The organism is Streptomyces kronopolitis (assembly GCF_050953795.1).
Classification (GTDB): domain Bacteria; phylum Actinomycetota; class Actinomycetes; order Streptomycetales; family Streptomycetaceae; genus Streptomyces; species Streptomyces kronopolitis_A.
Map to the genome: position 1 here is coordinate 2,993,588 of NZ_CP191850.1, position 22,815 is coordinate 3,016,402.

Genomic DNA, 22,815 nt, shown 5'->3' on the forward strand with positions numbered 1-22,815 from the left:
GGGCGTGCGCAGGGCCCGGCGGCGAGGCGGCCGGGCCGGGGAAGACGCGAGGGCGGGGCGCGGCGGTAGGGGGAGTCCGCCGCGCCCCGCCCGGGGGCGAGCGGTCCGGGCCGGCGCCCGGACCGCCGGTGGGGGTCAGCCGGTGAAGGCGCCGAACGCCTTGGTGAAGTCGAGCGGCTTCTGCTCGATGGAGCTGCAGGTCGGCTGCGCCGAGGTGGCCGCGCCGCCCGGGCAGGCCTGGTCGCGGGTCGAGGACCACATCGACAGCCCGCCCAGGTGCTTGTCCTTGGCGAACGCCACCAGCTGCTTGGCGTCGTCGAGCCGGAAGACCTCCTGCTGGACGTCGTTGACTCCGATCATCGGGGTCACGGCCACGGTCTTCCAGGCGGCCGCGTCGCTCAGCCCGAGCGCCTTCTTGATCTGCCCCTGGGTGGCGGTGGCGGCCTGGGTGGCGTAGGTGCCCATGTCGCCGCTGTAGGAGGCGCCGTAGTCCATCGCCATGACGTTCACGGCGGAGACCTGCACGCCGTTCTTCTTGGCGTCGGCGACCAGGTTCACGCCGTCCTGGGTCAGGCCCTCGGGCATGACCGGCAGGGTGAAGGAGACGTCCAGGCCGGGGTGCTTCTTCTGGAGCCGGTCGATGGCCTGGGCGCGGCGGGTGTTGGCGGCCGTGTCGGGCAGCGCGCCGCCCTCGATGTCGAAGTCGACCTTGGTGAGCTTGAACTGGTCGATGACCTTGCCGTACGCGGCGGCCAGCTGGTCCGCGGAGGTGCACACCAGGCCGAGTTCGGAGCCGGTGGCGCCGCCGAAGGAGACCCGGACGTCGCCGCCGGCCTTGCGCAGCGCGGGTATCTGCTCGGCCACCGCGTCGTCGCCGAGCGCCCCGGAGCCGCCCCACTTGGGGTCGCAGCCGCCGCCGGAGGTGACGAAGGCGAGGGTGTAGTCCTTCACGCCGGTCTTCTTCGCGGTGCCCGGCAGGTCGTAGGCGGGGGTCAGCGAGGTGTCGACGTACGGGGCGAAGCCGGCGGCGGCCTTGGCGGTGGGGGCGGCCGTTCGCGGGGCCTTGGCTGCCATCGCCCCGCCGGCGACGGCGACGGCGCCGCCCGCCGCGATCACGGCGGCCGTGCCGGTCACGATCAGCTTGGTGGTGCGGCTCTTGCGCCGGCGGTGTGCCGAGGAAGTCATTGCGTGCCTGCCTGTCGTCACGTGAGGGGGGAGGGGTGCACCGTGGTGCGTCCCGCACGCTAGCGCCAGGGAAACGGACAAATGTCGGTAATGGTGCGGAGGTTGGTGGACTTATGACCGCCTTAAGGAAGCGGAAGGGGGTGGTTAAGAGCCAGGGGCACATGCCCCGCGGGAGGGCCGGTCAGGAGCCGGTGCGCGTGGACCGCCGCCGGCCGCCGAGGGTGCGGCGCAGCCGGTGGCCGCGGCGTCCGCCCTGGCGGGCCCGCCGGCCGTCCAGCGCCAGCCAGACCCGCACCTCGGTGCCGCCGAGGACGGAGCGGCCCAGGCGGACATCGCCGCCGGTGGACTCGGCCAGCCGGCGCACGATGTCCAGCCCGAGACCGGTGGAGCCCTCCCCGCCGCCGCTGTGCCCGCGGCGCAGTGCCTGGTCCGGGTCGTCGATCCCGGGACCGGCGTCCGAGACCAGCACGATCACCGCCTCGTCCGCGTGGTGGACATCGACCGCGAAGGCGGTGCCCTCGGGGGTGTGCCGGAAGACGTTGCCGAGCATCGCGTCCAGGGCGGCGGCGAGTTCGGGGCGGGCGACCGGCACCCGTACGGGGCGGTCGGCGCCGGCGATGCGCACCGTGCGGCCCTCGTCCTCGGCGAGCGCGGACCAAAAGCCCATCCGTGCGCGGATCACCTCGGCGGCGTCGCAGCCGGCCCCCGCGGCCGTCTGTTGGGTCTGGGCCTTCTGTTCGCGGACGGTGCGGATGATCTGGTCGACCTCCCGCTCCAGCTGGGCGACGGCGGACCGGGTCTGCTCGGCGGCCGGGGTGTCGCCGAGCGAGGCGGTGTTGAGCCGGAGCACGGTCAGCGGGGTGCGCAGCCGGTGCGAGAGGTCGGCGGCCAGTTCACGTTCGTTGGCCAGGAGTTGGACGACCTGGTCGGCCATGGAGTTGAAGGCGCTGGCCGCCAGCCGCAGTTCCCTGGGCCCGTCCTCGCGGACCCGCACGCCGAGCTTGCCCCGGCCGAGGTCGCGGGCGGCGCCGGCGAGCCGTTCCGCGGGGCGCACCATGCGGGTACCGAGCCGGTCGGCGACCGCGACCGAGCCGATGACCAGCGCCAGGCCGACGCCGGCCAGCACCGCCCAGGAGGTGGTGACGCCGTTGGTGAGCGATGCGTCGGGCACGAAGACCTCGACGACGGCGATACCGGAGGCGACGGCGGTCGGCTGGAGGAGCACGGAGCCGCCGCGGACCGGCGAGATGGAGGCCCGGCCGAGCTTCACCGCGGCCGTCACGTCCGTCTGCGGCGCGCGCCGGGCGCCGATCTCGGCGGGCCGGCCCTTTTTGCCGCTCGCCGGCACGTGCACGCCGATCCGGCCGCCGGGCCCGGTCTCCGCGCTGGCGACGGCGCGGGCGAGCTGGGCGCGGTCGGTGGTGATGGCGAGGACCGGGCCGATGGTGGCGGCCTGCCGTTCGGCGTTGGAATAGGCGCGGTCGCGGGCCAGTTCCTTGACGACGAGGCCGAGGGGGATGGCGAACGCGACCACGACCATGGTGGTGACCGCCAGCGCCACCTTGACCAGGGCCCATCTCACTGCGGCGGCTCCAGCTTCACGCCGACGCCCCGCAGGGTGTGCAGATAGCGGGGGCGCGCCGCGGTCTCCCCCAGCTTGCGGCGCAGCCAGGACAGATGGACGTCGATGGTCTGGTCGTCGCCGTAGGACTGCTGCCAGACCTCGGCGAGGAGTTCCCGGCGGGCGACGACGACACCGGGGCGCCCGGCGAGGAAGGCCAGCAGGTCGAACTCGCGGCGGGTCAGATCGAGCGCGCATCCGTCGAGTTGGGCCTGGCGGCGCAGCGGGTCGACGCACAGGCCGCCGACCCGGATCGCCGGGGAGGGCGGCTCGGCGCCGGGGCCGGTGGTCCGGGAGCGGCGCAGGACGGCGGCCATCCGCGCCGAGAGGTGCTCGACGGAGAACGGCTTGGTGAGGTAGTCGTCGGCGCCGTCGTTGAGCAGCCGGACGATCTCGGCCTCGTCGTCCCGGGCTGTGGCGATGATCACGGGCACATCGGTGATTCCGCGCAGCATCTTCAGCGCCTCGCCGCCGTCCAGGTCGGGCAGACCGAGGTCGAGGATGACCACGTCGAAGCCGACCTGGGCCACCTCGCGCAACGCCTCCAGAGCGGTGCCCACGCTGCGCACCGTATGGGCGGCCTCGGTCAGATGCCGGATCAGCGCCGAGCGTACGAACTGGTCGTCCTCGACCACGAGCACACGTGCCATGAGCGGCACCGTACGCCATTCGGGGCCTCTTCCCCGCCGGGTGTTGACAGCGTGACAGAACGCCCGGCGGTTGGTCGGGCGGGCTGCGTTCCCCGGGTCGGGTGGTGCAGTATGAGCCGGATGCGACGAGGACTGGTGCACGCGGTGGCCTGGACGCTGGCGACCGGCGCCGCGGTGACGCTGTCGTGGTTCGGCGTGCACACCGTGCTGTCCGGCACCGCGTACGACCCGCCGCGCGCGCTGCCCCTGTCCGGGGCGCAGCCGGAGGCCGGCGCCTCCCCGCGGGTCTCCTCCACGCACCGCCCCAAGCCGTCCCACCCGCCGGCGGACAGCCCGTCGCCCACCGGCGTCACGCCCTCCGGTCCGGCGTCCCCCTCCGCCACCGGCGGCTCCGGGCCGCACCCGGACGCCTCCCCGCAGGACAGCTATCCGTCGTCCTCCGACAGCCGGATCAAGAGCTACTCGACGGCGGGCGGCCGGGTGGTCTTCGACCTGAGCGGGCGGTCGGCCGAGCTGGTGTCGGCGACGCCCGCCCCGGGCTGGCAGATGCAGGTGTGGAAGCAGGACGGGTGGATCCGGGTCGACTTCTCCGGCAGCTCGCACACCTCGGTGTTCTGCACCTGGAACGGGCATCCGCCGACGGTGCAGATCAGCAACACCGGGGCGTGACGCCGGACGGCTCCGGCGCCCGCGGCACCCGGCGCCTGGCCGCAGCCCTCGCCACCCGGCATCGGCCCCGGGATCCCCGGCCCCGCCCGGCTCAGTCGAAGGCGCCCGACGGCGGGGCCGGCGAGGCGAGCGCGGTGGCGTCGGTGACCGGGGCCGCGCCGCCGGTGAAGTCCAGCAGCGCCCGGCCGTGTTCGACCCGTCCGGCCTGCGGATCGGTGGCCGCCCGCCGGGTCAGTTCGGCGACCGGCAGCTCCCCGTCGGCGGCCAGCAGGACGGCGTTGCCGAAGCGCCGGCCGCGCAGGACGGCGGGGTCGGCGGTCAGGCACAGCTCGGGGAAGACCGTGCGGACGGTGGCGATCTGGCCGCGCAGGAACCGCAGCGGCGGCCCGTCGGTGAGGTTCGCCGCGTAGAACCCGCCGGGACGCAGCGCCCTGCGGACCTCGGCCACGAACTCCGTGCTGGTCAGGTGGGCGGGCGTGCGCGCACCGTCGAAGACGTCGGCGATGACCAGGTCCGCCCAGCCGTCGGGGATCTTCGCCAGGCCGGCGCGGGCGTCGCCGCCGCGCACCCGGATCCGCCAGCCGCCGTCCCACGGCAGCTGCCGGCGTATGAGCTGGACCAGCGGTGCGTCGATCTCCACGACCTGCTGGGTGGATCGCGGGCGGGTCGCCGCGATGTAGCGGGCCAGCGTCAGGGCGCCGCCACCGAGGTGGACGACGCGCAGCGGCTTGCCGGCCGGGCCGGCGAGGTCCGCCAGATGCCCGAGGCGCCGCTGATAGGAGAAGTCGAGAAACGCCGGGTCGTCGAGGTCCACATGGGACTGCGGGGCCCCGTCGATCAGCAGCGTCCAGGCGCGCGGCCGGTCCCGGTCGGGCCGTAGCTCGGCGAGTCCGCCGTCCACCGTCTCCGTGACGGTCTCCGGGCCGCGGCGCCCGCGCCTGCTCTGTGCCATGCGGTCCAGTATCGCGCGTGGTCCGAAAGCCCTGTCCGCCGGCCGGCACGGGGCCCGTCTCGAGTGACGCGGCCATCTCCGGCGGCTGCGGGAGCAGAGTGGCGAACCACCCCACGACCTGAGTCGGAGGTGGTCCGCCAACTTTCACTTCACGCCCCGCGCCGGCCCATGGATCTGCGGGCCGGCAGGCGGATCACCTGTTCAGGCAGGCGTTCCCGAAGGCCGGGTTCAGCAACCCGGGTGCGTTGACGCTGTTGCCGCACACGTTGATCGGGACGCTGACCGGCACCTGGACGAGGTTGCCGCTGAGGATGCCCGGGGAGCCCGCGGCAAACCCGGCGGCGTTGGCGCCACCACGACCGAAGCCGCGGCCACCGCGACCGAAACGACCGTTGTCGAAACCGAAACGACCGTGGTCGCCACGGCCATAGCGGCCATGTGAGCCATGGTGACCGTCCATGCTGGCAGATGCGATGCCGGCGCCGCTGAGCACAATGGCGCAGCTGGCGGAGGCCAGCGCGGCGGTCGTAACAAACCGCTTCATCCCATTCTCCTTTCAGTTCGTGAATGGGGCAACCGGTCACAACGAGCGAAATGAGTCAGAGATGCGGGCGTTCCCTCTTCCGGGAAATCATTAGCCCTTATGGCATAAACGAGGCATCCGCCGAAGTCCGGTATTCCACTGTTCGGGAACGCTGATCCGGATCCGGCGTGCCTGCCATGGATTCCGGGATGATTTCTGTCAGAGTGCTCTCCTGTTTGACTGATTGAAGTCGGAGAGGAAGACATGCGGAAGTCGATGGACCGCACCGGGCGCGGCGTCGTATGCGCACCGGCTTCCTTGGCTTTGCCGGCCGCAATGTCCTCGGCGGCCGCCGCACCGACCCCCGGGAAATCCACGCGCATTCCCTTCGCCGGGCGCTTTCCCGTTCTCCGGCACGGCGGTATCGGCCGCGGGGCGGGCCGGTGCGCCGTGGCCCGCCAGGACGTGGTCCCCGGCGCCCGCCCCGACGGCGCCGGCCGCGCGACCCGGCGCCTTCCCGTCTGCGGCCGGTACCGGGTGGCCTGCGCCGATACCTCTGCGGCCCGGCATCGCGGCAGGGCGGTGGCCGACGGATTCCAGGCGTCCGCGCAGGCCGGCGGGCCGGTGCGCACCAGCGGTCCGGGCGCCCGCACGGTGACGCGGTTCCCACACGCCAAAAGCCTTTCCACGGCCGGTACATGGGGCGGCCGGAAGCCGGCGACCGCATACGGGAACAAGCGGGATCCGCTGCGCGGAATCACGGTGCGAAACGGACTCCATTCGTGGGAAGCGGACCGCCGGATGTTTATTGTCCGGATCGGCGGGCCGCACCGCACGGTGAATTCACCCGGCCGCGCCGGCGTGGTCGCACATGACGGCTTCCGGGGCCGTGGAAATGACGCACGCACCGTCCGGCCCGGCCGCCGCCGTCCGCTGAAGGCGCAGCATTTGACCCATCCGGCGCACGCGGTGATGGCTCCGGCCGGCACCGCTTCCGGCCGGACGGCGGCGCGGCGGACCGCTTACCCGGCCACCCCCGGCGGTGATTCCGAGGTATTCGGCATCACCGCCGCACCGCGGCCCTGCGCCGGTTGGCTCACATTCCGTTTCCCCACTCGCCACCCGGGATATCCGCGCGGGGCGCTCTTCGTCCGGGCCGATACCCGGCACTGAGCGCCCGGCAATTCCCGCAGAGAGTTCTGTCGGCTCGCTCATCAGGGAGCAGTGCGTGCTGCCGCAAGACCCCCAGTACCGAGCGCGGCCCGTGGCTGCGGAGGCCGCCCGGCCCGTCGGCGGCGGGGCGGTGCCCGGTGTGCCGGACACCGGGAGCAGGGAGCCGGTCGGGCGATGACGACGGACAGCGCGGACGCGCCCCCCTCCGCCCGGGTCCGGCCCCCGTCGGCGGCCCCCGCACCGGCCGGCGCCGCGGTCCGTCCGCCGCGCGGCCCGGCGCGGGAGACCCTGCCGCCGCCCCGGCCCGGCCGTGGCGTACGGCGCCGGGCCACCGCCCCGCTGGTGGCCGCCGACGCGCTGGCCACCGCCGGGGCCGCGCTGCCCGTCCTCGGCACCGGCACCGTGCCGCTCGCCCTCGGCCCCCTGGTCCTGGGGGTGTTGCTGCTGAACTCCCGGGCCGGCCTCCACCGTCCCGGCCCCGCGCCCAGCCTGCTCGGCGCGCTGCCGGCGCTCCTCGGCCGGACCGCCGTCTGCTGGTGCGCGGTGGCCGCGGTGCTGGCCGCCGTCCGTCCCGCGCAAGCGCTTCCCCCGGCGGTGCTGGCCGGGGCGGTGGCGGGGCACACCGCGCTGGTCTGCGGCGCCCGGGCGCTGGTCCACCGGGCCCGGTGGGCCGCCGCCCGGCGCCGCCCGCGCGCCACGCTGATCGTCGGCCCCGACCCGGCCGCCCGGCAGCTCGCCGCCGTGCTGCGGGCCCGGCCCGAGTACGGGATGCGTCCGGTCGGCCTGGTGCCGGCGGGGGCTCCCGGCTCCGCCGGGGCCGCTGACGCGCCGGGCGACGCCGGACCGCCGCGGCTCACCTCCCCGCAGGACATCACCCGGGCCGTCATCCGTCACACCGTGCGCGACGCGGTGTTCACGGTGCCGCCCCACCGCGATCCGCACACCGCCGCGCTGCTGCGCCGCTTCATCGCCCAGGGCTCGGCGATCTGGCTGGCCGGCGCGGCGGCCACCCTGGAGGGCCACCCGCCGCCGTCGGACGGCCATCTGTGGGGCTTCGCCTGCCGCCGGCTGGACACCGACCCGCCGCGGCACGGCGGCCCGGGCAAGCGGGCGCTGGATCTCGCCTTGGCGGCGGTGGCACTGGTGGCGTCGGCCCCGGTGCTGCTGTGCTGTGCGCTGGCGGCGCGGCTCGCCGACGGGCCGGGGGTGCTCCGCCGGGAGGAGCACCTCGGCCGGGGCGGCCGCGGCTTCCTGCTGCTGACGTTCCGCACCGTGCGCCCGTGCGCGCCGTACGACGGGAACGACGGGGCCGAGGGGCCCGAGGGCGGCGACGGGGCGGACTGCGGCCACCCGAGCCGCGTCGGCCGGCTGCTGCGGCGCACCGGGGCGGCGGGGCTGCCCCGGTGGTGGAACGTGCTGCGCGGCGAACTGAGCCTGGTCGGGCCGTCCCCGGAGCGCCCCGCGGCCGTCGAGCGGTGCATCCGGAGCTGCCCGGAGTACGGCGCCCGGCACCGGATGGCGCCGGGCCTGACCGGGCTGGCGCAGGTGCACGGGCTGCGCGGCGGCTCCCCCGTGGCGGACCGGGCCCGCTTCGACAACCTCTACATCGACACCTGGTCGTGGGGGCAGGACCTCCGGATCGGGCTGCGGGCCCTGGCCCGGCTGCCGCGGCGGGAGGGCCGATGAGCGCCGCGGCCGCGGACACCCCCTGGCGGGCGCACCCTCCGCGCGCCCCGCATTCGCCGTGCCGACGGGCACTGCCCGCGGCCGGGCCGGCCGGCCCGGCGGCCCCCGGCCGGACCACCACCCCGGCCGCTATCCCTGGAGGCATCCGGTGAAGGTTCTGCATGTGATCACAGGCCTCGACGTGGGCGGCGCGGAACAGCAGTTGCGGCTGCTGCTGCGCCGGCTGCCCGCGCACTGCGAGGTCGTCACCCTGACCGGCCCGGGGCCGGTCGCCGAGGGCATCGAGGCCGACGGCACCCGCGTCACCCACCTCGGGATGACCGGCGAGCGGGATCTGACCGCGCTCCCCCGCCTCGCCCGGCTGATCCGCGACGGCGGCTACGACCTGGTGCACACCCATCTCTACCGGGCCTGCGTCTACGGCCGGATCGCCGCCCGGATGGCCGGCGTCCGGGCCGTGGTCGCCACCGAACACTCCCTGGGCGACGCGGTCATCGAGGGCCGCCGGCTGACCCGCGGCGTGCGGACGCTCTACCGGGCCACCGAGCGGCTGGGGGCGGCGACGGTCGCGGTCTCGGACACCGTCGCCGCCCGGCTGCGCCGCTGGGGCGTACCGGAGCAGCGCATCCATGTGGTGCCCAACGGGATCGAGGCGCACCGCTTCGCCTTCGATCCGGCCGCCCGGGCCCTGGTCCGTACCCGGCTGGGGCTGCCGCTGGACGCCTTCGTGGTGGGCGGGGCCGGCCGGCTGGTGCCCGGCAAGCGGTTCGACATCCTGGTGCGGGCGGTGACCCAGCTGCCGGGTGTGCATCTGCTGCTCGCGGGCGAGGGGCCGGAGCGGGAGACGCTGCGGCGGATGGCCGAGCAGTTCGGCTCCGGCGACCGGATCCATCTGCTGGGCACCCGGGGCGGCGCGGTCGACACCGAGGCCGACGGCCCGCGGTACACCGGGCCCGACATCCCGGGGCTGCTCTCGGCCGTCGACGTCTTCGTCTCGCCCTCCCCGTCGGAGGCGTTCGGGCTGGCCGTCGTGGAGGCCCTCGCGTCCGGCCTGCACGTGCTCCACGGCAGCTGCCCGGCCGTCGACGAGCTGCCCGCCGACCAGGCGCCCGGCGCCCGGCACTTCAGCCCGGTGGTCCTCGAACTGTCCACCGCACTGCGGGAGTTGCGGCGCGAGGGGCCGGGCCGGCTGCCGGTCCCGCCGGTGGTGCGGCGCTATGACATCACCCGCAGCGCCGAAGCGCTGACGGCGGTCTACGAGCAGGTCCTGGCGTCCGTACCGGCCCGGCGGCGGGCCCCGGTGCCCACGGCGCCGGTGCCGGTGCCCCCGCCGCAGGGCCGGGCGGCGGCGCTCCCGGCCGCGAGTGTCTCGCTGCCCGACCCGGCCCGCTCTCCCGCCCCGTCCCCGCTCTCGAACAGATAGGCACCGCCATGGCCGAGTCCGTGCAGCAAGGGCACCGGGAGGAAGGGGCGGCGGGGGCCGGGGCCCCCGGGGGAGCCGGCCCCACGGGCCGCCGTCGTGGGTGAGGGCCCCCGCGCCGTGCCGCCGCTCGACACCGGGGTGCCCGTCCTGCTGCTCCGGCTCGGCCCCGGCCCCCTCCCGCGCGAGGCCCTCGGCGTGGTCCGCTCCCTGGGCCGGGCGGGGATCGAGGTGCACGCGGTGGCCGCCTGCGCGGGAGGCCCGGTGGGCCGGTCGCGCCACCTGCACCGGATGCACCTCCGCCCGGCCGGGCCGCCGGCGCCCTCCGTGCTGCTGGACCTGCTGCGTGACCTCTCCGAGGGCCTCGGCCGACCCGCCGTGCTGCTGCCCGTGGACGCCCCGGCCGCCCTCGCCGCGGCCCCTCTCGCCGGCCGGCTGCTGGGCCGCTATCTGCTGCCCGGCCCGCCCGGGCGCCTCACCGACCCGGCCGAACTCGCCCTGCTGTGCCGGGAGCTGGGCCTGCCGCACCCGGCGACCGCCGTCCCCACCGGTCCACGGCAGGCCGCCGAGGCGGCGGCCGGACTCGGGCTGCCACTGGTCGCCCTGTGGCGCCACCCGTGGCTGCGGCCCCCGCCGGCCGGACTGCCCGGCAGCACCGTGGTGCACACCCCCGACGACGCCCGCCGGCTGTACGAGCGGGCCGAACGCGCCGGCGGCGGCCTGCTGTTGCGGCGTCCGCTGCCCGCCGGAAGGGACACCGACCGGTTCTTCCACGGCTGCTTCGCCCGCGGCGGCCGCTGTCTGATCGGCGGCTCGGGTCGGACGGGACGCGGCCGCCCCTGGACCGGACCGGCCACCGCCGGCAGCCGGCTGGCCCATCCGGAGGTCGAATCGGCCGCGCTGCGGCTGGCCGGGCACCTGGGCCACCGCGGCCTGCTCGACCTGGACTTCCGCCGGGACGCGGACGGCCGCCACCACCTGCTCGGCGCCGGTGTGGGGCCCGGCGCCCGGTTCCGGCTCTTCACCGACCCGTCCTCGGGGCTCGACGCCGTCCGGGCGCTGCACCTGGACCTGACCGGCCGCATCGTGCCGCCCGTCCCCGGTACCCCCGGGCCGCGCCCCCGCCCGGACACCTCCCGCGGCTGCCCCGCACCCCTCGACGCCGCCGCGCGCACGCCCCCGCCGCCCGCGCGCCCCTTCGCGGCGCCGCACGGAACGCCGCGCGGGGTGCCTCCCGCACCGGCGCCGGGACCGCCTCCCCGGCCGTGAGCAGCGCGGCACCCGACGACCTGTGCCGGGCCCGCCGGCCCGGAGTCCTCCACACCGCACCAAGAGAAAGAGCAGGGACCTTCCATGTACGACCTCGTGGTGGTGGGCGCCGGCCCCTACGGACTCTCGATCGCCGCACACGCGGCGGCGGCCGGACTGCGGCTGCGGGTCCTGGGCCGGCCGATGGCCACCTGGCGCGACCACATGCCCGACGGCATGTTCCTCACGTCCGAACCCTGGGCGTCCGATCTCTCCGCCCCGGCGGGCGCCCACACCCTCGCCGACTACTGCGCCGCCCACGACCTGACCGCCGAACACGGCGTCCCGCTGCCCCTCGACACCTTCACCGCGTACGGCGACTGGTTCGGCCGGCAGGCCGTGCCGCAGGTCGACGAGGTCACCGTCACCGCCGTGCGCCCGGACGGCGAGGGCTTCCACGTCGAGACGGACACCGGCGAGCGGATCGCGACGCGCACCGTGGCCCTCGCCGTCGGCCTGCTGCCGTTCGTCAACCGCCCCTGGCCGCTGCTCGATCTGCCCGCTGAGCTGGCCTCCCACAGCAGCGACCACCGCGATCTGCGCCGCTTCGCCGACCGGGACGTCACCGTCGTCGGCTCCGGCCAGAGCGCGCTGGAGACCGCGACCCTGCTGGCCGAACAGGGCGCCCGGCCCCGCATCGTGGCCCGCGCCGACCGGCTGCGCTGGCACGCCCCGCCGCAGCCGCTCGACCGCGGCCGGCTGCGGGCGCTGCGCGATCCGCACTCCGCGCTGGGCACCGGCTGGCCGAACCGGGTGTGGTCCCAACTGCCGTGGGCGGTGCGGCGGCTGCCCGCGGCGACCCGGCTGCGGATCGCGGAGCGCGCCCTGGGCCCGGCCGGCGCCTGGTGGCTGCGCGAGCGCTTCGAGCCGCTGGTGCCGGTGCTGCCCGGCCACCGGATCCGGGCCGCGACCGCCCGCGAGGACGGGGTGCGACTCCACCTGACCCACACGGAGGGCGGCACCGAGACGCTGGAGACCCACCACGTGGTCGCGGCCACCGGATTCACCCCGGACCTGGGGCGGCTGCGGATGCTCCCGCCCCAGGTGCGCACCGCGCTGTGGACGGTGGGCGGCAGCCGCGCGCCCGAGCTGAGCGCCGGCTTCGAATCGTCCTGGCCCGGGCTGTTCTTCGCGGGGCTGCTCACGACGCCCTCGTTCGGCCCGTCGATGCGCTTCGTGTCCGGCGCGGGCTTCACCGCGACGCGGCTGGTGCGCGGCGTGCAGCGCCGGCTCGGCGAGCGGCGCCGCGGCACCACCATCCCGCGCCCGGCCCGGGACAGCGAACCCGCCGCCAACTGAGCGCCGTTCCCACCCCGGCACCCGGAACGCACGAGGGCCGCCCGGCACCCGCCGGGCGGCCCCTTCCGTTTGCTTCCCCACCGGGGCGTCCACCGGGCCGGCCGCCGCCCGCGCACCGGCGGGGCGTCCGGCCCGGGCGCCGCTACTGGCAGCGGTCGACGGCCTCGATCGTGCGGGCGGCCTCGCCGAGCGCCTCGCGCAGCACGGCCGGGTCGGTGGCGTCGGCGCCGGCGCCCTCCGGGGGCACCAGCCAGCCGGCGCCGGTCGCCGGCGGCTCCGCCGGGGTCCCCTCGCCGCACAGCGCGGCCAGGTTGATGCCCCGTCCGGAGGTCTGCGTACAGGCGCTGCCGGGGACGTCCCAGGCCGCGGCGGTGCCCGCCGGGACCAGGAAGCCGAGGGTGTCGCAGGCGCCGTCGTGCAGCACCGGGCCGACGCCGTCCCGCAGCCGGAGGATGTCCACGGCCTCCAGTCCCTGCCGGACCGGCACCGTGACGAGGTCACACTGCCGCTCCGCTGCGGGCGGCGCGCCGCCCGTGACGACCTGCCCCCGCCGGCCGCCGGCCTGGCCCGCGGACCCGTTGCCGCCCCTGCTCACGCCGGTCTCCCACACGGAGAACCCCTCCTCCTGCACGCGGTGCGCCCTTTACACCGGGTTCAACGTCCGGACGTGTCAACAGCTACGGCGGCGTAACGCTGCAAAGGATGGCAGTTCATGGCAGATCGCGCGTGAGATATCCGATTTGCGGCCAAACTGTGCGTATCGAAGCCATCACAGCCGGTACGGTCGTCCCGCCGCACCGCCAGGAGGCGGCAACGCCGCAGGATGGCACGGAGAGGGCACGGAGAGGGTCCGCCATGGCGTCGCCAGAAGCACGATCAGCGTCGTCCCGCACCGTACCCGCCCGCCCGAATCTCGCCTTCCGACAGCTGCGCGGCCGGCTGTCACCGGGCGAGTTCGCGGCGGCGGTCCGACGGTCCGCCCGTGAGATCGGCGAGCAGGTCTCGTGCGACGCCCGCTATGTGGGGCGCGTCGAGTCCGGGGAAATCCGGTGTCCGAACTACGCCTACGAGCGGGTCTTCCGGCACATGTTCCCCGGGCTGACGCTGCCCGACATGGGGTTCGCGGCGCGCGAGGCGGTACGCGGACGGGGGGCGCGTGCCACAGCGGCCGGCGCCGCGCCCCTGGCACCCGACCCCGACCACCGCGATACCCGTATCCAGATCTGCGAGGAGAGCGACGTGCTGCGTCGCGCGTTCATCACCGGCGGCCCGGCGGCAGCCCTGGGCTTCGCCGCCCTGCATCCCGTCGAGGCCGCTGCCGCCGCCGTGTCCGCCCCGGTGCCGGGGCCCCGGAGACCGTCCGTCGCCCGGGCCGGCGCCGCCGAGGCCGCCGCCGTCGAGGAGGCGGTCCGGCACATCCGGCTGCTGGACGACCGGCACGGCGCCGAGGGCATCTACCGCCGCGCCGCCCAGCCGCTGCGCGCCGCCTACGAGCTGCTGGACGCGGATGTGCAGCGCCGCTCGGTGTCCGACCGGCTGCACGCCGGGGCGGGCGAACTCGCCATCACCGTCGGCTGGCTGGCGCACGACTCGGGCCGCTTCGACGACGCCCGCTCGCACTACGCGGAGGCCCTGGCCACCGCGCGGGTCTGCGGCGACGCCGCCCTGGAGGCACACGCCTTTTGCAACACGGCCTTTCTCGCCCGCGACGCCGGGCGCCCGCGCGAGGCGGTGCGCGCCGCGCAGGCCGCGCAGCAGGCCGCCAAGCACCTGGCCTCACCGCGGCTGCTGTCGCTGTTGGCGCTGCGGGAGGCGGGCGGCTGGGCCGGGCTCGCCGACCGCTCCGGCTGCGAACAGGCGCTGGCCCGGGCCGAGCTGCTGTTCGCGAGCGGGCCGCGGGACGGCGACCCGGAGTGGATGACCTTCTACGGCGAGGCCGAGCTGGCGGGCCTGGAGGCGCAGTGCTGGTCGGCGCTGGGGGATGCGGAGCGCGCGGCGGACCACGCCCGCCGTGCGGTGGCGCTGCAGGACCCGCACTTCACCCGCAACATCGCCCTGTTCACCGCGGAGCTGGCGGGCAACCTCGCGGCCGGCGGGGCGCACGAGGAGTCCGCCGCGGCCGGGGTGCGGGTGCTGACGCTGCTGAAGCAGGTCCGCTCGGCCCGTATCCGCGCGATGCTCGACGGCACCGCCCGGCGGCTGCGGGCGCACCGTGACCGGGGGGCGGTCGACGACTTCCTGGCGCGGCACGCGGCCTCCGCGGCGGCCGATTCCGCGGCGGGCGGCGGCGTGCCGGGTGCGGGGGCCGGCGGCTGAACGGCCGCGCGGGCGGCGGGCGGGGCGTCGCTGACGTCCTGTCCGCCCCCGGGCGGGCCCGGCGCCGCCGGCTGGTCAGCCGAGGTGGCCGGTGTCGTTCCAGCGCTCGATCGCCGGCTCGCCGTAGGCCCAGCCGAGCACCGACAGGGACGTCGGCTCCAGGCGGATCCGGGCGCCGAAGGAGATATCCAGGCCCAGCCAACGGGCGCCCAGGGCACGCAGGATGTGGCCGTGCGCGAAGACCAGCACATCGCGTTCCGCGGACCGCGCCCAGTCGATGACCTCGTCCGCTCGGGCGGCGACCGCGGCGAGCGTCTCCCCCTGCGGCACCCCGTCGCGCCAGATCAGCCAGTCCGGCCGCCCGGCCTTGATCTCGTCGGGGGTCAGGCCCTCGTACGCGCCGTAGTCGATCTCCATCAGGGCGTCCCACGGCTGCGCCCGGTCGCCGAAGCCGGCCAGCTCACAGGTCTCCTTGGCGCGCACCAGGGGGCTGGTGCGGACCTCGACGCCCGGCAGGCCGTTCCAGGGGGCGCGCTGCAGCCGCTCGCCCAGCAGCCCGGCGCCGCGCCGGCCCTCGTCCAGCAGCGGGACGTCGGTGCGGCCGGTGTGCCTGCCGGACAGGGACCACTCGGTCTGTCCGTGCCGGGCCAGGTGGATGCGCGCTGCCATCGTCGTCCCTCTCGCCGACTTCTCGGCTGGTCGTTCTCGGTGCGGGCGGCGTCGACCGCGGGACTTCCATCATCGCGCACCAGGTCGTTTTGTCCCCGGGCGGGGAGGGCGGCAGCCGCTCGGGCAGGGTGCGGCGGGGGCCGGGTCCGCGGCGGGCGGGCGGCCGGGAGCGCCGATTGTCGGTGCCGGATGCGAGACTTCCGCGGGTGAACGTTTCGCGCGACAGCCGACCCGCGTCGGCGGCCCCTCCGGCGGGGCCGGCGGCGACACCGAGCCCGCGCCCGGGGGCACCGCCGGGCGCCGGGCGGGCGCGGCTCACCGAGCTGCGCGGCCCGGGCGTCCGCCCGCGCTCCCTCGACGCCCGCGCGCTGGCCGCGCTGGCCGCCAACCCCGGCTGCCGGCGCCGCGCGCTGCTGGACGGCGCGGGCATCGACAAGGGCGCGCTGGCCCGGGCGCTGGGCTCGCCGGCGGCCTACGGCCAGTCCCGGTTCGCCCTCGTCCGCGGCCACGCCTTCGAGGCCCGGGTGACCTCCGACGGCGGCACGGAACTACTGCGGCTGCTGCACGAGCGGCTGGCGCCCGGCACCCCGCCGCCCGAGCCCGGGCAGGCCGCCACCCCGGACCTGTCCGCGGCCGGGCCCGAGGGCCGTACGGCGCGTACCGCGCTGGCGCTGCGGGCGGCGACCGAGGCCGGCGGCTGGGCGCTGCTCACGCACCCGATGCTGGCCGTCGAGGTGGCCGGCGCGCCCGCCTATGTGGAGCCCGACGCGGTGGTGGTGCATCCGGACGGCAGCTGGACGGTCGTGGAGATCAAGTCCTTCCCGATGATCGACGGTTCGGCGGACGCCGCCAAGGTGGGCGCCGCCGCCCGGCAGGCCGCGGTGTACGTCCTGGCCCTGGAGGCGGTGGCCGGGCCCGCCGCCGCGTACACGGGCCGCGAGGTGAGGGTGCGCGACCGGGTGCTGCTGGTGTGCCCGAAGGACTTCTCCAACCTCCCCACCGCCGCGGTCGTCGACGTCCGCAAGCAACTGGCCACCACCCGGCGGCAGCTGGCCCGCCTCACCCGCGTCGAGGACATCGCCGCGGCCCTCCCGGAGGGGACCACCTTCGACCTGCGCCTCGCGGACGACGGGAAGACCGCCACCCGCCCGCCCGAGGAGCTGACCGAGGCCGTCGAGGCGGTCGAGGCGGCCTACGCCCCCGAGTGCCTGTCCGCCTGTGAGCTGGCCTTCCACTGCCGCGGACGCGCCCGCGACCGGGGCGCGGTGGAGGCCCTGGGGCGCGGCCTGCGGGGCGAGTTGGGCGGGCTGCGCACGGTCGGGGAGGTGCTGGCGGCGGCCGGGCCCGCCGACCCCACCGACCCCGGGGCCGCGGCCGGCGCCGGCCCGGACGATCCGGCCGTCGTCGCGCTGCGCCGGGCCGCCGCGCTGCGCGCCGAGGCACTGGGCGGGAACGCGCTGCCCGGACCGGGAACAGAGGATGCGGAATGTCGCTGATCGATACGCTCGCCCGGATGGAGGCGGTGGCCGCGGGCCGGGCCCGGCCGCGGTGCACGGTCCGCCACCGCCATCTCTCGCCACGTCCCCTCGTCCTGGTCCCGTTGACGACCGCGGGCGAGGCCGGCGCCCCGCTGGGCGCCCTGGTCGGCACCGACCGCGAGAAGCCGGCGCTGCTGACCGTCCCCCAGCCCCGCGACCGTGACCTGCGGTTCGCCTTCCTCGCCGAGCTGGCCGGGGAGGTGCTCCCGTATATGGACGGCTTCGCGGACGCCGTCGGGTGGGAGGAGCGCAAGGAGACCGACCCGGAGACCGGCAAGAAGGTCCCGGTGCAGGTCGAACTGTGCGCGGACGCGCCGCAGCTGATCGTCCCCAGCGCCGGCGGGGTCGCGTACGTACGGCTGCTGGGCCGCTCGATGCGGTTTCGGCGCACGGCCGAACAGGAACCGGCCGCGCCCCATCCCGCGCCGCCGCACGTCCCGCTGCTGGGCCGCTGGCTGACGCACGTCGGCGAACGGGCCCGGGTCCCGGGCTCCGCCCTGCTGCTGTCCATGACGGACCTGCTGACCCGCCACTGGGCCAGCGGCCAGAGCGCGCTGGAGGACCAGCACCTGGGCGCGCTGCTGGCGTGGATCGACCCACCGCCGGGCAGGACGGGCCAGGAGGCCGCCTCCTTCGCGGAGTCGGCGCGGGACGCGGACGGGCAGCTGCGGTGTCCGCCGGCCGGCCCGGCCACCGACCCGGCGTTCGACAACCGCCTGCTCGCCCCCGCGACGGCCCGCTACGACGCCGGGCTGCCGGGCGCCGAGGAGGCGCTCCGCACCCTCCTGGAGGGCCAGTTGCGGCCGGTGTGGGACGCGGTGTGGCACGGCCTCGACCTGCTGCGGGAGCTGCCGGAGGGCGCCCGGGTCGCCGACCGCTGGAAGCGCGACCGCTGGTCGTACACCGCGCACCGCGACCGGGTGCGGGCCGGTGAGCCCCCGCAGCCCCGGCGGGACGACGCGGTCACCGCCGCGCAGAAGCTGGCCGCCCGGGAGACCGCGCAGGCCCAGCTCGACGCCCAGGAAGCCTTGGACGACCCGCTGGTGATGGCGGGACGCCGGCTGGCCGGCGAGGCGTTCTCGGGCACGGTCACCGCCGTGGAGACGGCCTTCTCCGAGGGCCGGCGCCCGATGCCGCGCCCGCTGGTCACGGTGCGCACGGACGACCGCCCGCAGCTGTCCGCGGGCGTCCGGCTGTACCGTCCGCTGCCCGACGGCCGGACCCAGACCGCCGAATTCGTCGCCTTCGAGGACGGGGACGCCGGCGCGCCGGTGGTGCGGCTGACGGGCGGGATGGGGCGCGGGAAGACCCCGGAGCCCGGTTCGGTGCCGGAGCCGCGGGACCCGGTGTACTGGACGCTGTTCGAGCACTCCCCGCGCGGCGGCCCCGAGCTGCCCGACCCCGAGGACACGCCCTGGACCCACGGCGGCCCGCCGCCCGCCGCCGGGACACCGCACGACGCCCCCGACCCCGTGACCACGGAGGACTTCCTGTGACCCGCCCGCGGCCGACCCGCCCACGGCCCGCGACCGCCCCGGAGAGGACCGCCGCATGACGGCCGTTCAGGCTCACCGCCCCGGCCCCGGCCGGCCCTTCGACCCCGCCGCCGCGGCCGCCGAGGCGACCGACCGGATCCTGCACGACACCCTGCACGGCACCGCGCGCGGAGTGGTCGTGGACTCCCCGCCCGGCGCCGGCAAGTCCACCCTCGTGGTCCGCGCGGCCCGCGAACTCGCCGCCGCCGGGCGCCCGCTGATGGTGGTCGCGCAGACCAACGCACAGGTCGACGACCTGGTGCTGCGGCTCGCCGGGAAGGACCCGCAGCTGCCGGTGGGCCGGCTGCACAGCAGCGAGCCGGGCTCCTTCGACCCGGCGCTGTCCACGCTTCCCGCGGTCCGTACGTCCGCCAGGGTCGCCGATCTGGCCGGGAGGGACATCGTGGTCTCCACGGCCGCGAAATGGGCCCACACCAAGGTCGACGAGCCCTGGCGGCACGCCATCGTGGACGAGGCCTACCAGATGCGCTCCGACGCGCTGCTGAGCGTCGCCGGGCTCTTCGAACGGGCGCTATTCGTCGGCGATCCGGGCCAGCTGGACCCCTTCAGCGTGGTCGGCGCCGAGCAGTGGGCGGGGCTGGCCTACGACCCGTCGTCGAGCGCGGTGGCCACGCTCCTGGCACACAACCCCGGGCTGCCGCAGCACCGGCTGCCGGTCTCCTGGCGGCTGCCCGCCTCGGCCGCGCCGCTGGTCTCCCACGCGTTCTATCCGTACACCCCCTTCCGCAGCGGCACCGGCCACGGCGACCGCCGGCTGGCGTTCGGGGTGCCGGGCGACGGCTCGGGCGTGGACCGCGTGCTGGACGAGGCCGCCGAGTCCGGCTGGGGCCTGCTGGAGCTCCCCGCCCGCCACACCCCGCGCACCGACCCCGAGGCGGTGCGCGCGGTGGCCCGGGTCGTGCGCCGGCTCCTCGACCGCGGCGGCGCCACGACCGGCGAGGCCGGGCCGGACGCGACCCAGGCCCCGGCCCCGGCGCGCCTGACGGCCGGTGGGATCGCGGTCGGCACGGCCCACCGCGACCAGGCGGCGGCCGTCCGGGCCGCGCTCGCCGAGCTGGGGGTCACCGGCGTCGCGGTGGACACCGCCAACCGCCTCCAGGGCCGGGAGTTCGAGGTCACGGTCGTGCTGCACCCGCTCTCCGGCCGCCCCGACGCCACCGCCTTCCATCTGGAGACCGGCCGGCTGTGCGTCCTGGCCTCCCGCCACCGCCATGCCTGCATCGTGGTCTGCCGCGCGGGCGTCGCCGACCTGCTCGACGAACACCCCTCGACCGAACCGGTCCGCCTCGGCGTCGCGGTCACGTTCCCGGACGGCTGGGAGGCCCACCACACCGTCCTCGCCCACCTGGCGGAACACCGCGTGGTGTGGCGTCCGTAGGTGTCCGGCCCGCTCTCCCGCCGCCGCGGGCGGGTCCGCGCGGGCGGAGTGGACGGTCCCGGGCGGGGCGTACTTGCGCGGGGCGGGACAATGGAATGCGGCACACGATCTGGAGGTAGGTACATGTCCGAGCCGCAACCGGCTCCCGACCCGCGTGGTGCGGCACCCGGACCACGGCGGATGAAGCCCGCGCAGCTGCTCTTCGAGCCGCCCGAGGCCACCGCCGACCCCGAGCACTTCTTCGACCTGGAGTCGATGGAGGACCCGCACGAGCTGCTCAGCCGCGCCACGGAGCTGACCCTCGCCTTCCGCGCCGCGGCCGACCGCGCCACGGAGTTCCAGGCGCTGGCCGCGGCCCAGTTGGCCGACCCCAGCCGGTTCGACCGGATGCCGCTCGCCACCCTCGCCGAGCGGGCGGAGTGGACCGAGGACTACGCGCAGAAGATGATCGAGTTCGGCCGCAGCCTGATGCGCAGCAGCAGCGCGCTGCCCGGCGAGTCGGACTGACCGCCACGACCGCGCCCCGCCCCCGGCCGCTCCCGGGGGCACCGCCCGCCCCGGGCGTCTCCCCTGGCCCATGGTCCGTGATCATGAGCCGCTGGCATATGCGAGGAGCGCAAGATACCGGCTCCCGCCCCACCCCGCCCCGATTTCCCCGAATCCGCGAAGACCTCGTGCGCCGACTGGGTAGACCTGTCCCCATGAGCGACTGGCTGCCCGACACCCCCCGCACCCTGGCCTTTCCCACCTCGGCCTATGTCACGCTCGCCGGCGCCGACTGGCTCGCCTCGGCCGGACCCGATCCGGACGCGGCCCACGCGGCGTGGGCCGCCCGGCCGTCCGCCCCGAGCGTGCTGCCGTGCGGCACCGCCTTCGACGTCATCAACGCCCCCGCGCTCTTCGGGCGGCGGATGGTCGACCACTTATGGTCCGCCGGCCCCGGCTCGGGGCCGGTGGCAGCGCACCGCGGCCGGATCCTGCTGTTCGCCGCCCCGGGCGCGGCCCAGCGGCTGCCCGCGCTGCTGGTCTGGGAGGAGTGGGCCGCCGCCGTCCCCCCGCTGCTGTGCCACGGCAGCGGCGACGCGGTGACCGTCCCGCCGCTGCACCCCGGCCTCGGCACCGCCGCGGCCGCCGCCGAGGACCCGTCCGGCCCGGCCGCCTCCCGCTGGCTGGTGGCACCGGATGTCCGCCACCCCTGGCTGCCGGGGCCGGACGTCCTGCTGTGGGCGTGCGTCCGGGCCGCCCGCTCGATGGCCGGACAGGAGCGTGACGTCGCAGCTCAGCCCCGCGTTTCGGCGCTCACCGGGGGCTGAGACAAACCGATTTTTGCCCTCCCCGGGCAGGATGCTAATGTTTTCCCGTCAGCAGGCGCCGCTAGCTCAGTTGGTTAGAGCAGCTGACTCTTAATCAGCGGGTCCGGGGTTCGAGTCCCTGGCGGCGCACAGACAAACGAAGGCCCTCACCTCGGTGGGGGCCTTCGTCGTGCACGCGCCGGGCGGGCCGTCAGCGGCGGCTGACCTTGACCGACCAGTCCCCGTCGGTGTTCCGGCCCTCGACCTGGATGCGCAGGCCGTCCCGCGCGTCGTCCATGCTCTCCCCCACCCCCAGCGGCGCGTCCGCGAGCGGCGGATAGACCGAGGTGCCCCAGCAGGCCGAGGTGCCCGGGTGGCCGTCGAGGACCTGCACGGGCCCCGAGCCGGAGGCGGTGTCGCTGTGCACGCGGTAGGCCAGCACGCCCTCGGTGCACAGCGCCCGGTCGTTGCCCTGGGCACCGCGTGCCTCGATGGCGAGGGCGCTGTCGAGCCCCGTGCGCACCACCAGCAACCGGGGCCGGCGCCGGCCTCCGGCCTCCCCGGGGGCGGACAGCGTGCGCAGCGAGTGCATGGCCGGGCCGGTCAGATCGACGCAGTCGACCTGCCGGTCGGTGATCCAGCCGAGCCGCCACTTGTGCCAGGCGAAGGGGTCGGGCGCCAGGCCGAACTGGCTGCCCATGAGGTCCCAGTCGCCGACATAGGTGTCCCAGTCACCCTTGCCGCCCTCCGGCCGGTGGTAGAGGTCCGGCAGGTCGAAGACGTGGCCGGTCTCGTGGGCGAGGACGTTGCGGTCCGGCGGGCTCTGCTCGAAGACGGTGACGAACCGGCGCAGATCGCGGTCGTCGGCGTGCATCGGCCGGTCGAGGTTGACGACCTTGGTGGCGTCCGAGTCGACGCCGGGGGCGTCCGGGTCGGCGACGAAATACACCACGTCGTAGCGGCTGAAGTCCACGGACGGGTCGGCGGCGGCGACCGCGTCGCGCAGATAGGCCGAGCGGCGGCCGGCGTCCCAGTCACGCCGTATCCCGTACGAGGCGGACGGGCGCGGCATCCGCACCCAGGAGCGGTGGATGTGCGGCCGCAGCCGGAACCTGCCGTACGAGGCGCGGGCGAAGAAGCCGGAGGTGGCCGGGAAGTAGTCGTGGGACAGCTCCTGCGGGGTGCTGCCGGGCCGGGCGTCCGGGAAGGACAGGAAGATCATGACGGCGTCGAGCCGGCGGTTCGGGCGCGGGTAGTCCCCGTCCCAGCTGTCGACGCCCTCGGAGTGGTGCGCGTCGGTGCGTCCCAGGGCGCACGGGAGCGCGGCCTCGGAGGCGGTGGCGGGGCCGGCGACGATGGAGGTCGCGATCAGAGCGCTCAGGGACGTGACGACGGCCGCGACGCGCCGCAGACGGCGGCCCGCTCCCCCGTCGGGTGTCCGGGCGCGCGGCACATATACCTCCAGGGATGGATTCGGAGACCTCATCTACCCTGTGGCGATTTAATGCTATTCGTCCCGTTTTGAAGACCTGGACGGGTGACGGGCGCGTCTTGGCTGACGCGTAACGGAAAGTCACAAA

Annotated in this window: 19 protein-coding genes, 1 tRNA gene and 1 pseudogene; 13 read left to right on the forward strand and 8 right to left on the reverse strand. The window is 76.2% G+C overall.

The features are described 5' to 3' along the window. Positions 1-135: 135 nt before the first annotated feature. From ACQP17_RS12995 to ACQP17_RS13005, 3 genes and pseudogenes are all read right to left on the reverse strand, one after another. Positions 136-1,032, reverse strand: a pseudogene (locus tag ACQP17_RS12995) (chitinase); the annotation flags it as partial. Between the two features lie 334 nt (positions 1,033-1,366). Beyond that, complete coding sequence (locus ACQP17_RS13000) at positions 1,367-2,767, reverse strand: sensor histidine kinase (RefSeq protein WP_433856420.1); 1,401 nt, start codon at positions 2,765-2,767, stop codon at positions 1,367-1,369. Continuing rightward, positions 2,764-3,456, reverse strand: a complete 693-nt coding sequence (locus tag ACQP17_RS13005; RefSeq protein WP_364879150.1) for a response regulator transcription factor — start codon at positions 3,454-3,456, stop codon at positions 2,764-2,766. Before ACQP17_RS13005 ends, ACQP17_RS13000 begins: the two co-directional genes overlap by 4 nt. 120 nt (positions 3,457-3,576) lie before the next feature. Between ACQP17_RS13005 and ACQP17_RS13010 the strand changes: the two genes are divergently transcribed. Next, the gene (locus ACQP17_RS13010; protein ID WP_433856421.1) at positions 3,577-4,125 is read left to right on the forward strand and encodes a hypothetical protein; all 549 of its coding nucleotides are present in this window, start codon (positions 3,577-3,579) and stop codon (positions 4,123-4,125) included. 91 nt (positions 4,126-4,216) lie between these two features. Here the strand turns inward: ACQP17_RS13010 and ACQP17_RS13015 are convergent, their stop codons facing one another. Both ACQP17_RS13015 and ACQP17_RS13020 read right to left on the reverse strand, forming a co-directional pair. Then, positions 4,217-5,077: a spermidine synthase gene (locus ACQP17_RS13015; RefSeq protein WP_433856422.1), complete on the reverse strand. Its 861-nt coding sequence runs from the start codon at positions 5,075-5,077 to the stop codon at positions 4,217-4,219. A 193-nt stretch (positions 5,078-5,270) separates the two neighbouring features. Continuing rightward, positions 5,271-5,621, reverse strand: coding sequence for a chaplin (locus ACQP17_RS13020; protein WP_364988517.1), 351 nt, complete (start codon positions 5,619-5,621; stop codon positions 5,271-5,273). 243 nt (positions 5,622-5,864) lie between these two features. Here ACQP17_RS13020 and ACQP17_RS13025 point away from each other — a divergent pair, with 243 nt between their 5' ends. The 5 genes from ACQP17_RS13025 (at position 5,865) to ACQP17_RS13045 (ending at position 12,486) form a co-directional block, all read left to right on the forward strand. Further along, positions 5,865-6,773, forward strand: a complete 909-nt coding sequence (locus ACQP17_RS13025; protein WP_433856423.1) for a hypothetical protein — start codon at positions 5,865-5,867, stop codon at positions 6,771-6,773. A gap of 174 nt (positions 6,774-6,947) precedes the next feature. Beyond that, a complete protein-coding gene (locus ACQP17_RS13030) occupies positions 6,948-8,459 on the forward strand; it encodes a sugar transferase (protein WP_433856424.1) in 1,512 nt (503 codons plus the stop codon). A 148-nt stretch (positions 8,460-8,607) separates the two neighbouring features. After that, positions 8,608-9,882, forward strand: a complete 1,275-nt coding sequence (locus tag ACQP17_RS13035; protein WP_433856425.1) for a glycosyltransferase — start codon at positions 8,608-8,610, stop codon at positions 9,880-9,882. A 96-nt stretch (positions 9,883-9,978) separates the two neighbouring features. Then, complete coding sequence (locus tag ACQP17_RS13040) at positions 9,979-11,148, forward strand: ATP-grasp domain-containing protein (protein WP_433856426.1); 1,170 nt, start codon at positions 9,979-9,981, stop codon at positions 11,146-11,148. 84 nt (positions 11,149-11,232) lie between these two features. Beyond that, positions 11,233-12,486: an NAD(P)-binding domain-containing protein gene (locus ACQP17_RS13045; RefSeq protein ID WP_433856427.1), complete on the forward strand. Its 1,254-nt coding sequence runs from the start codon at positions 11,233-11,235 to the stop codon at positions 12,484-12,486. Between the two features lie 142 nt (positions 12,487-12,628). Here the strand turns inward: ACQP17_RS13045 and ACQP17_RS13050 are convergent, their stop codons facing one another. After that, positions 12,629-13,117 (reverse strand): hypothetical protein, encoded by a 489-nt coding sequence (locus ACQP17_RS13050; RefSeq protein ID WP_433856428.1) that lies wholly within the window; start codon positions 13,115-13,117, stop codon positions 12,629-12,631. A 224-nt stretch (positions 13,118-13,341) separates the two neighbouring features. Between ACQP17_RS13050 and ACQP17_RS13055 the strand changes: the two genes are divergently transcribed. Beyond that, positions 13,342-14,802 carry a tetratricopeptide repeat protein gene (locus ACQP17_RS13055; protein ID WP_433856429.1) on the forward strand — a complete coding sequence of 487 codons (1,461 nt, stop codon included), beginning with the start codon at positions 13,342-13,344 and terminating at the stop codon, positions 14,800-14,802. Between the two features lie 75 nt (positions 14,803-14,877). Here the strand turns inward: ACQP17_RS13055 and ACQP17_RS13060 are convergent, their stop codons facing one another. Beyond that, on the reverse strand, positions 14,878-15,471 hold the full coding sequence (locus tag ACQP17_RS13060; RefSeq protein WP_433856430.1) for a histidine phosphatase family protein: 594 nt from the start codon (positions 15,469-15,471) through the stop codon (positions 14,878-14,880). Positions 15,472-15,677: 206 nt separating this feature from the next. Here ACQP17_RS13060 and ACQP17_RS13065 point away from each other — a divergent pair, with 206 nt between their 5' ends. The 6 genes from ACQP17_RS13065 to ACQP17_RS13090 all read left to right on the forward strand — a co-directional run bounded on the left by ACQP17_RS13065 (position 15,678) and on the right by ACQP17_RS13090 (position 21,385). Then, positions 15,678-16,967 carry a hypothetical protein gene (locus tag ACQP17_RS13065; protein WP_433856431.1) on the forward strand — a complete coding sequence of 430 codons (1,290 nt, stop codon included), beginning with the start codon at positions 15,678-15,680 and terminating at the stop codon, positions 16,965-16,967. Beyond that, positions 16,958-18,505 carry a hypothetical protein gene (locus ACQP17_RS13070; RefSeq protein WP_433856432.1) on the forward strand — a complete coding sequence of 516 codons (1,548 nt, stop codon included), beginning with the start codon at positions 16,958-16,960 and terminating at the stop codon, positions 18,503-18,505. The genes ACQP17_RS13065 and ACQP17_RS13070 overlap by 10 nt, the downstream gene beginning before the upstream one ends. A gap of 55 nt (positions 18,506-18,560) precedes the next feature. Beyond that, entirely contained in the window at positions 18,561-19,943 is a 1,383-nt protein-coding gene (locus ACQP17_RS13075; RefSeq protein WP_433856433.1) for an AAA family ATPase, read from the forward strand. Positions 19,944-20,066: 123 nt separating this feature from the next. After that, complete coding sequence (locus tag ACQP17_RS13080; RefSeq protein ID WP_433856434.1) at positions 20,067-20,450, forward strand: hypothetical protein; 384 nt, start codon at positions 20,067-20,069, stop codon at positions 20,448-20,450. Between the two features lie 194 nt (positions 20,451-20,644). Then, entirely contained in the window at positions 20,645-21,256 is a 612-nt protein-coding gene (locus tag ACQP17_RS13085) for a bifunctional DNA primase/polymerase (RefSeq protein WP_433856435.1), read from the forward strand. Positions 21,257-21,311: 55 nt separating this feature from the next. Then, a tRNA-Lys gene (locus tag ACQP17_RS13090) sits at positions 21,312-21,385 on the forward strand. A 61-nt stretch (positions 21,386-21,446) separates the two neighbouring features. Here the strand turns inward: ACQP17_RS13090 and ACQP17_RS13095 are convergent. Beyond that, positions 21,447-22,688: a M6 family metalloprotease domain-containing protein gene (locus ACQP17_RS13095; RefSeq protein WP_433856436.1), complete on the reverse strand. Its 1,242-nt coding sequence runs from the start codon at positions 22,686-22,688 to the stop codon at positions 21,447-21,449. Between the last annotated feature and the right edge of the window lie 127 nt (positions 22,689-22,815).

Excerpts from the sequence above, each read along its gene's own strand:
- ACQP17_RS13005 (WP_364879150.1), bottom strand. The coding sequence starts at position 3,456 with ATGGCACGTGTGCTCGTGGTCGAGGACGACCAGTTCGTACGCTCGGCG.
- ACQP17_RS13010 (WP_433856421.1), top strand. The coding sequence starts at position 3,577 with ATGCGACGAGGACTGGTGCACGCGGTGGCCTGGACGCTGGCGACCGGC.
- ACQP17_RS13015 (WP_433856422.1), bottom strand. The coding sequence starts at position 5,077 with ATGGCACAGAGCAGGCGCGGGCGCCGCGGCCCGGAGACCGTCACGGAG.
- ACQP17_RS13020 (WP_364988517.1), bottom strand. The coding sequence starts at position 5,621 with ATGAAGCGGTTTGTTACGACCGCCGCGCTGGCCTCCGCCAGCTGCGCC.
- ACQP17_RS13025 (WP_433856423.1), top strand. The coding sequence starts at position 5,865 with ATGCGGAAGTCGATGGACCGCACCGGGCGCGGCGTCGTATGCGCACCG.
- ACQP17_RS13030 (WP_433856424.1), top strand. The coding sequence starts at position 6,948 with ATGACGACGGACAGCGCGGACGCGCCCCCCTCCGCCCGGGTCCGGCCC.
- ACQP17_RS13045 (WP_433856427.1), top strand. The coding sequence starts at position 11,233 with ATGTACGACCTCGTGGTGGTGGGCGCCGGCCCCTACGGACTCTCGATC.
- ACQP17_RS13055 (WP_433856429.1), top strand. The coding sequence starts at position 13,342 with ATGGCGTCGCCAGAAGCACGATCAGCGTCGTCCCGCACCGTACCCGCC.
- ACQP17_RS13060 (WP_433856430.1), bottom strand. The coding sequence starts at position 15,471 with ATGGCAGCGCGCATCCACCTGGCCCGGCACGGACAGACCGAGTGGTCC.
- ACQP17_RS13070 (WP_433856432.1), top strand. The coding sequence starts at position 16,958 with ATGTCGCTGATCGATACGCTCGCCCGGATGGAGGCGGTGGCCGCGGGC.
- ACQP17_RS13075 (WP_433856433.1), top strand. The coding sequence starts at position 18,561 with ATGACGGCCGTTCAGGCTCACCGCCCCGGCCCCGGCCGGCCCTTCGAC.
- ACQP17_RS13080 (WP_433856434.1), top strand. The coding sequence starts at position 20,067 with ATGTCCGAGCCGCAACCGGCTCCCGACCCGCGTGGTGCGGCACCCGGA.
- ACQP17_RS13085 (WP_433856435.1), top strand. The coding sequence starts at position 20,645 with ATGAGCGACTGGCTGCCCGACACCCCCCGCACCCTGGCCTTTCCCACC.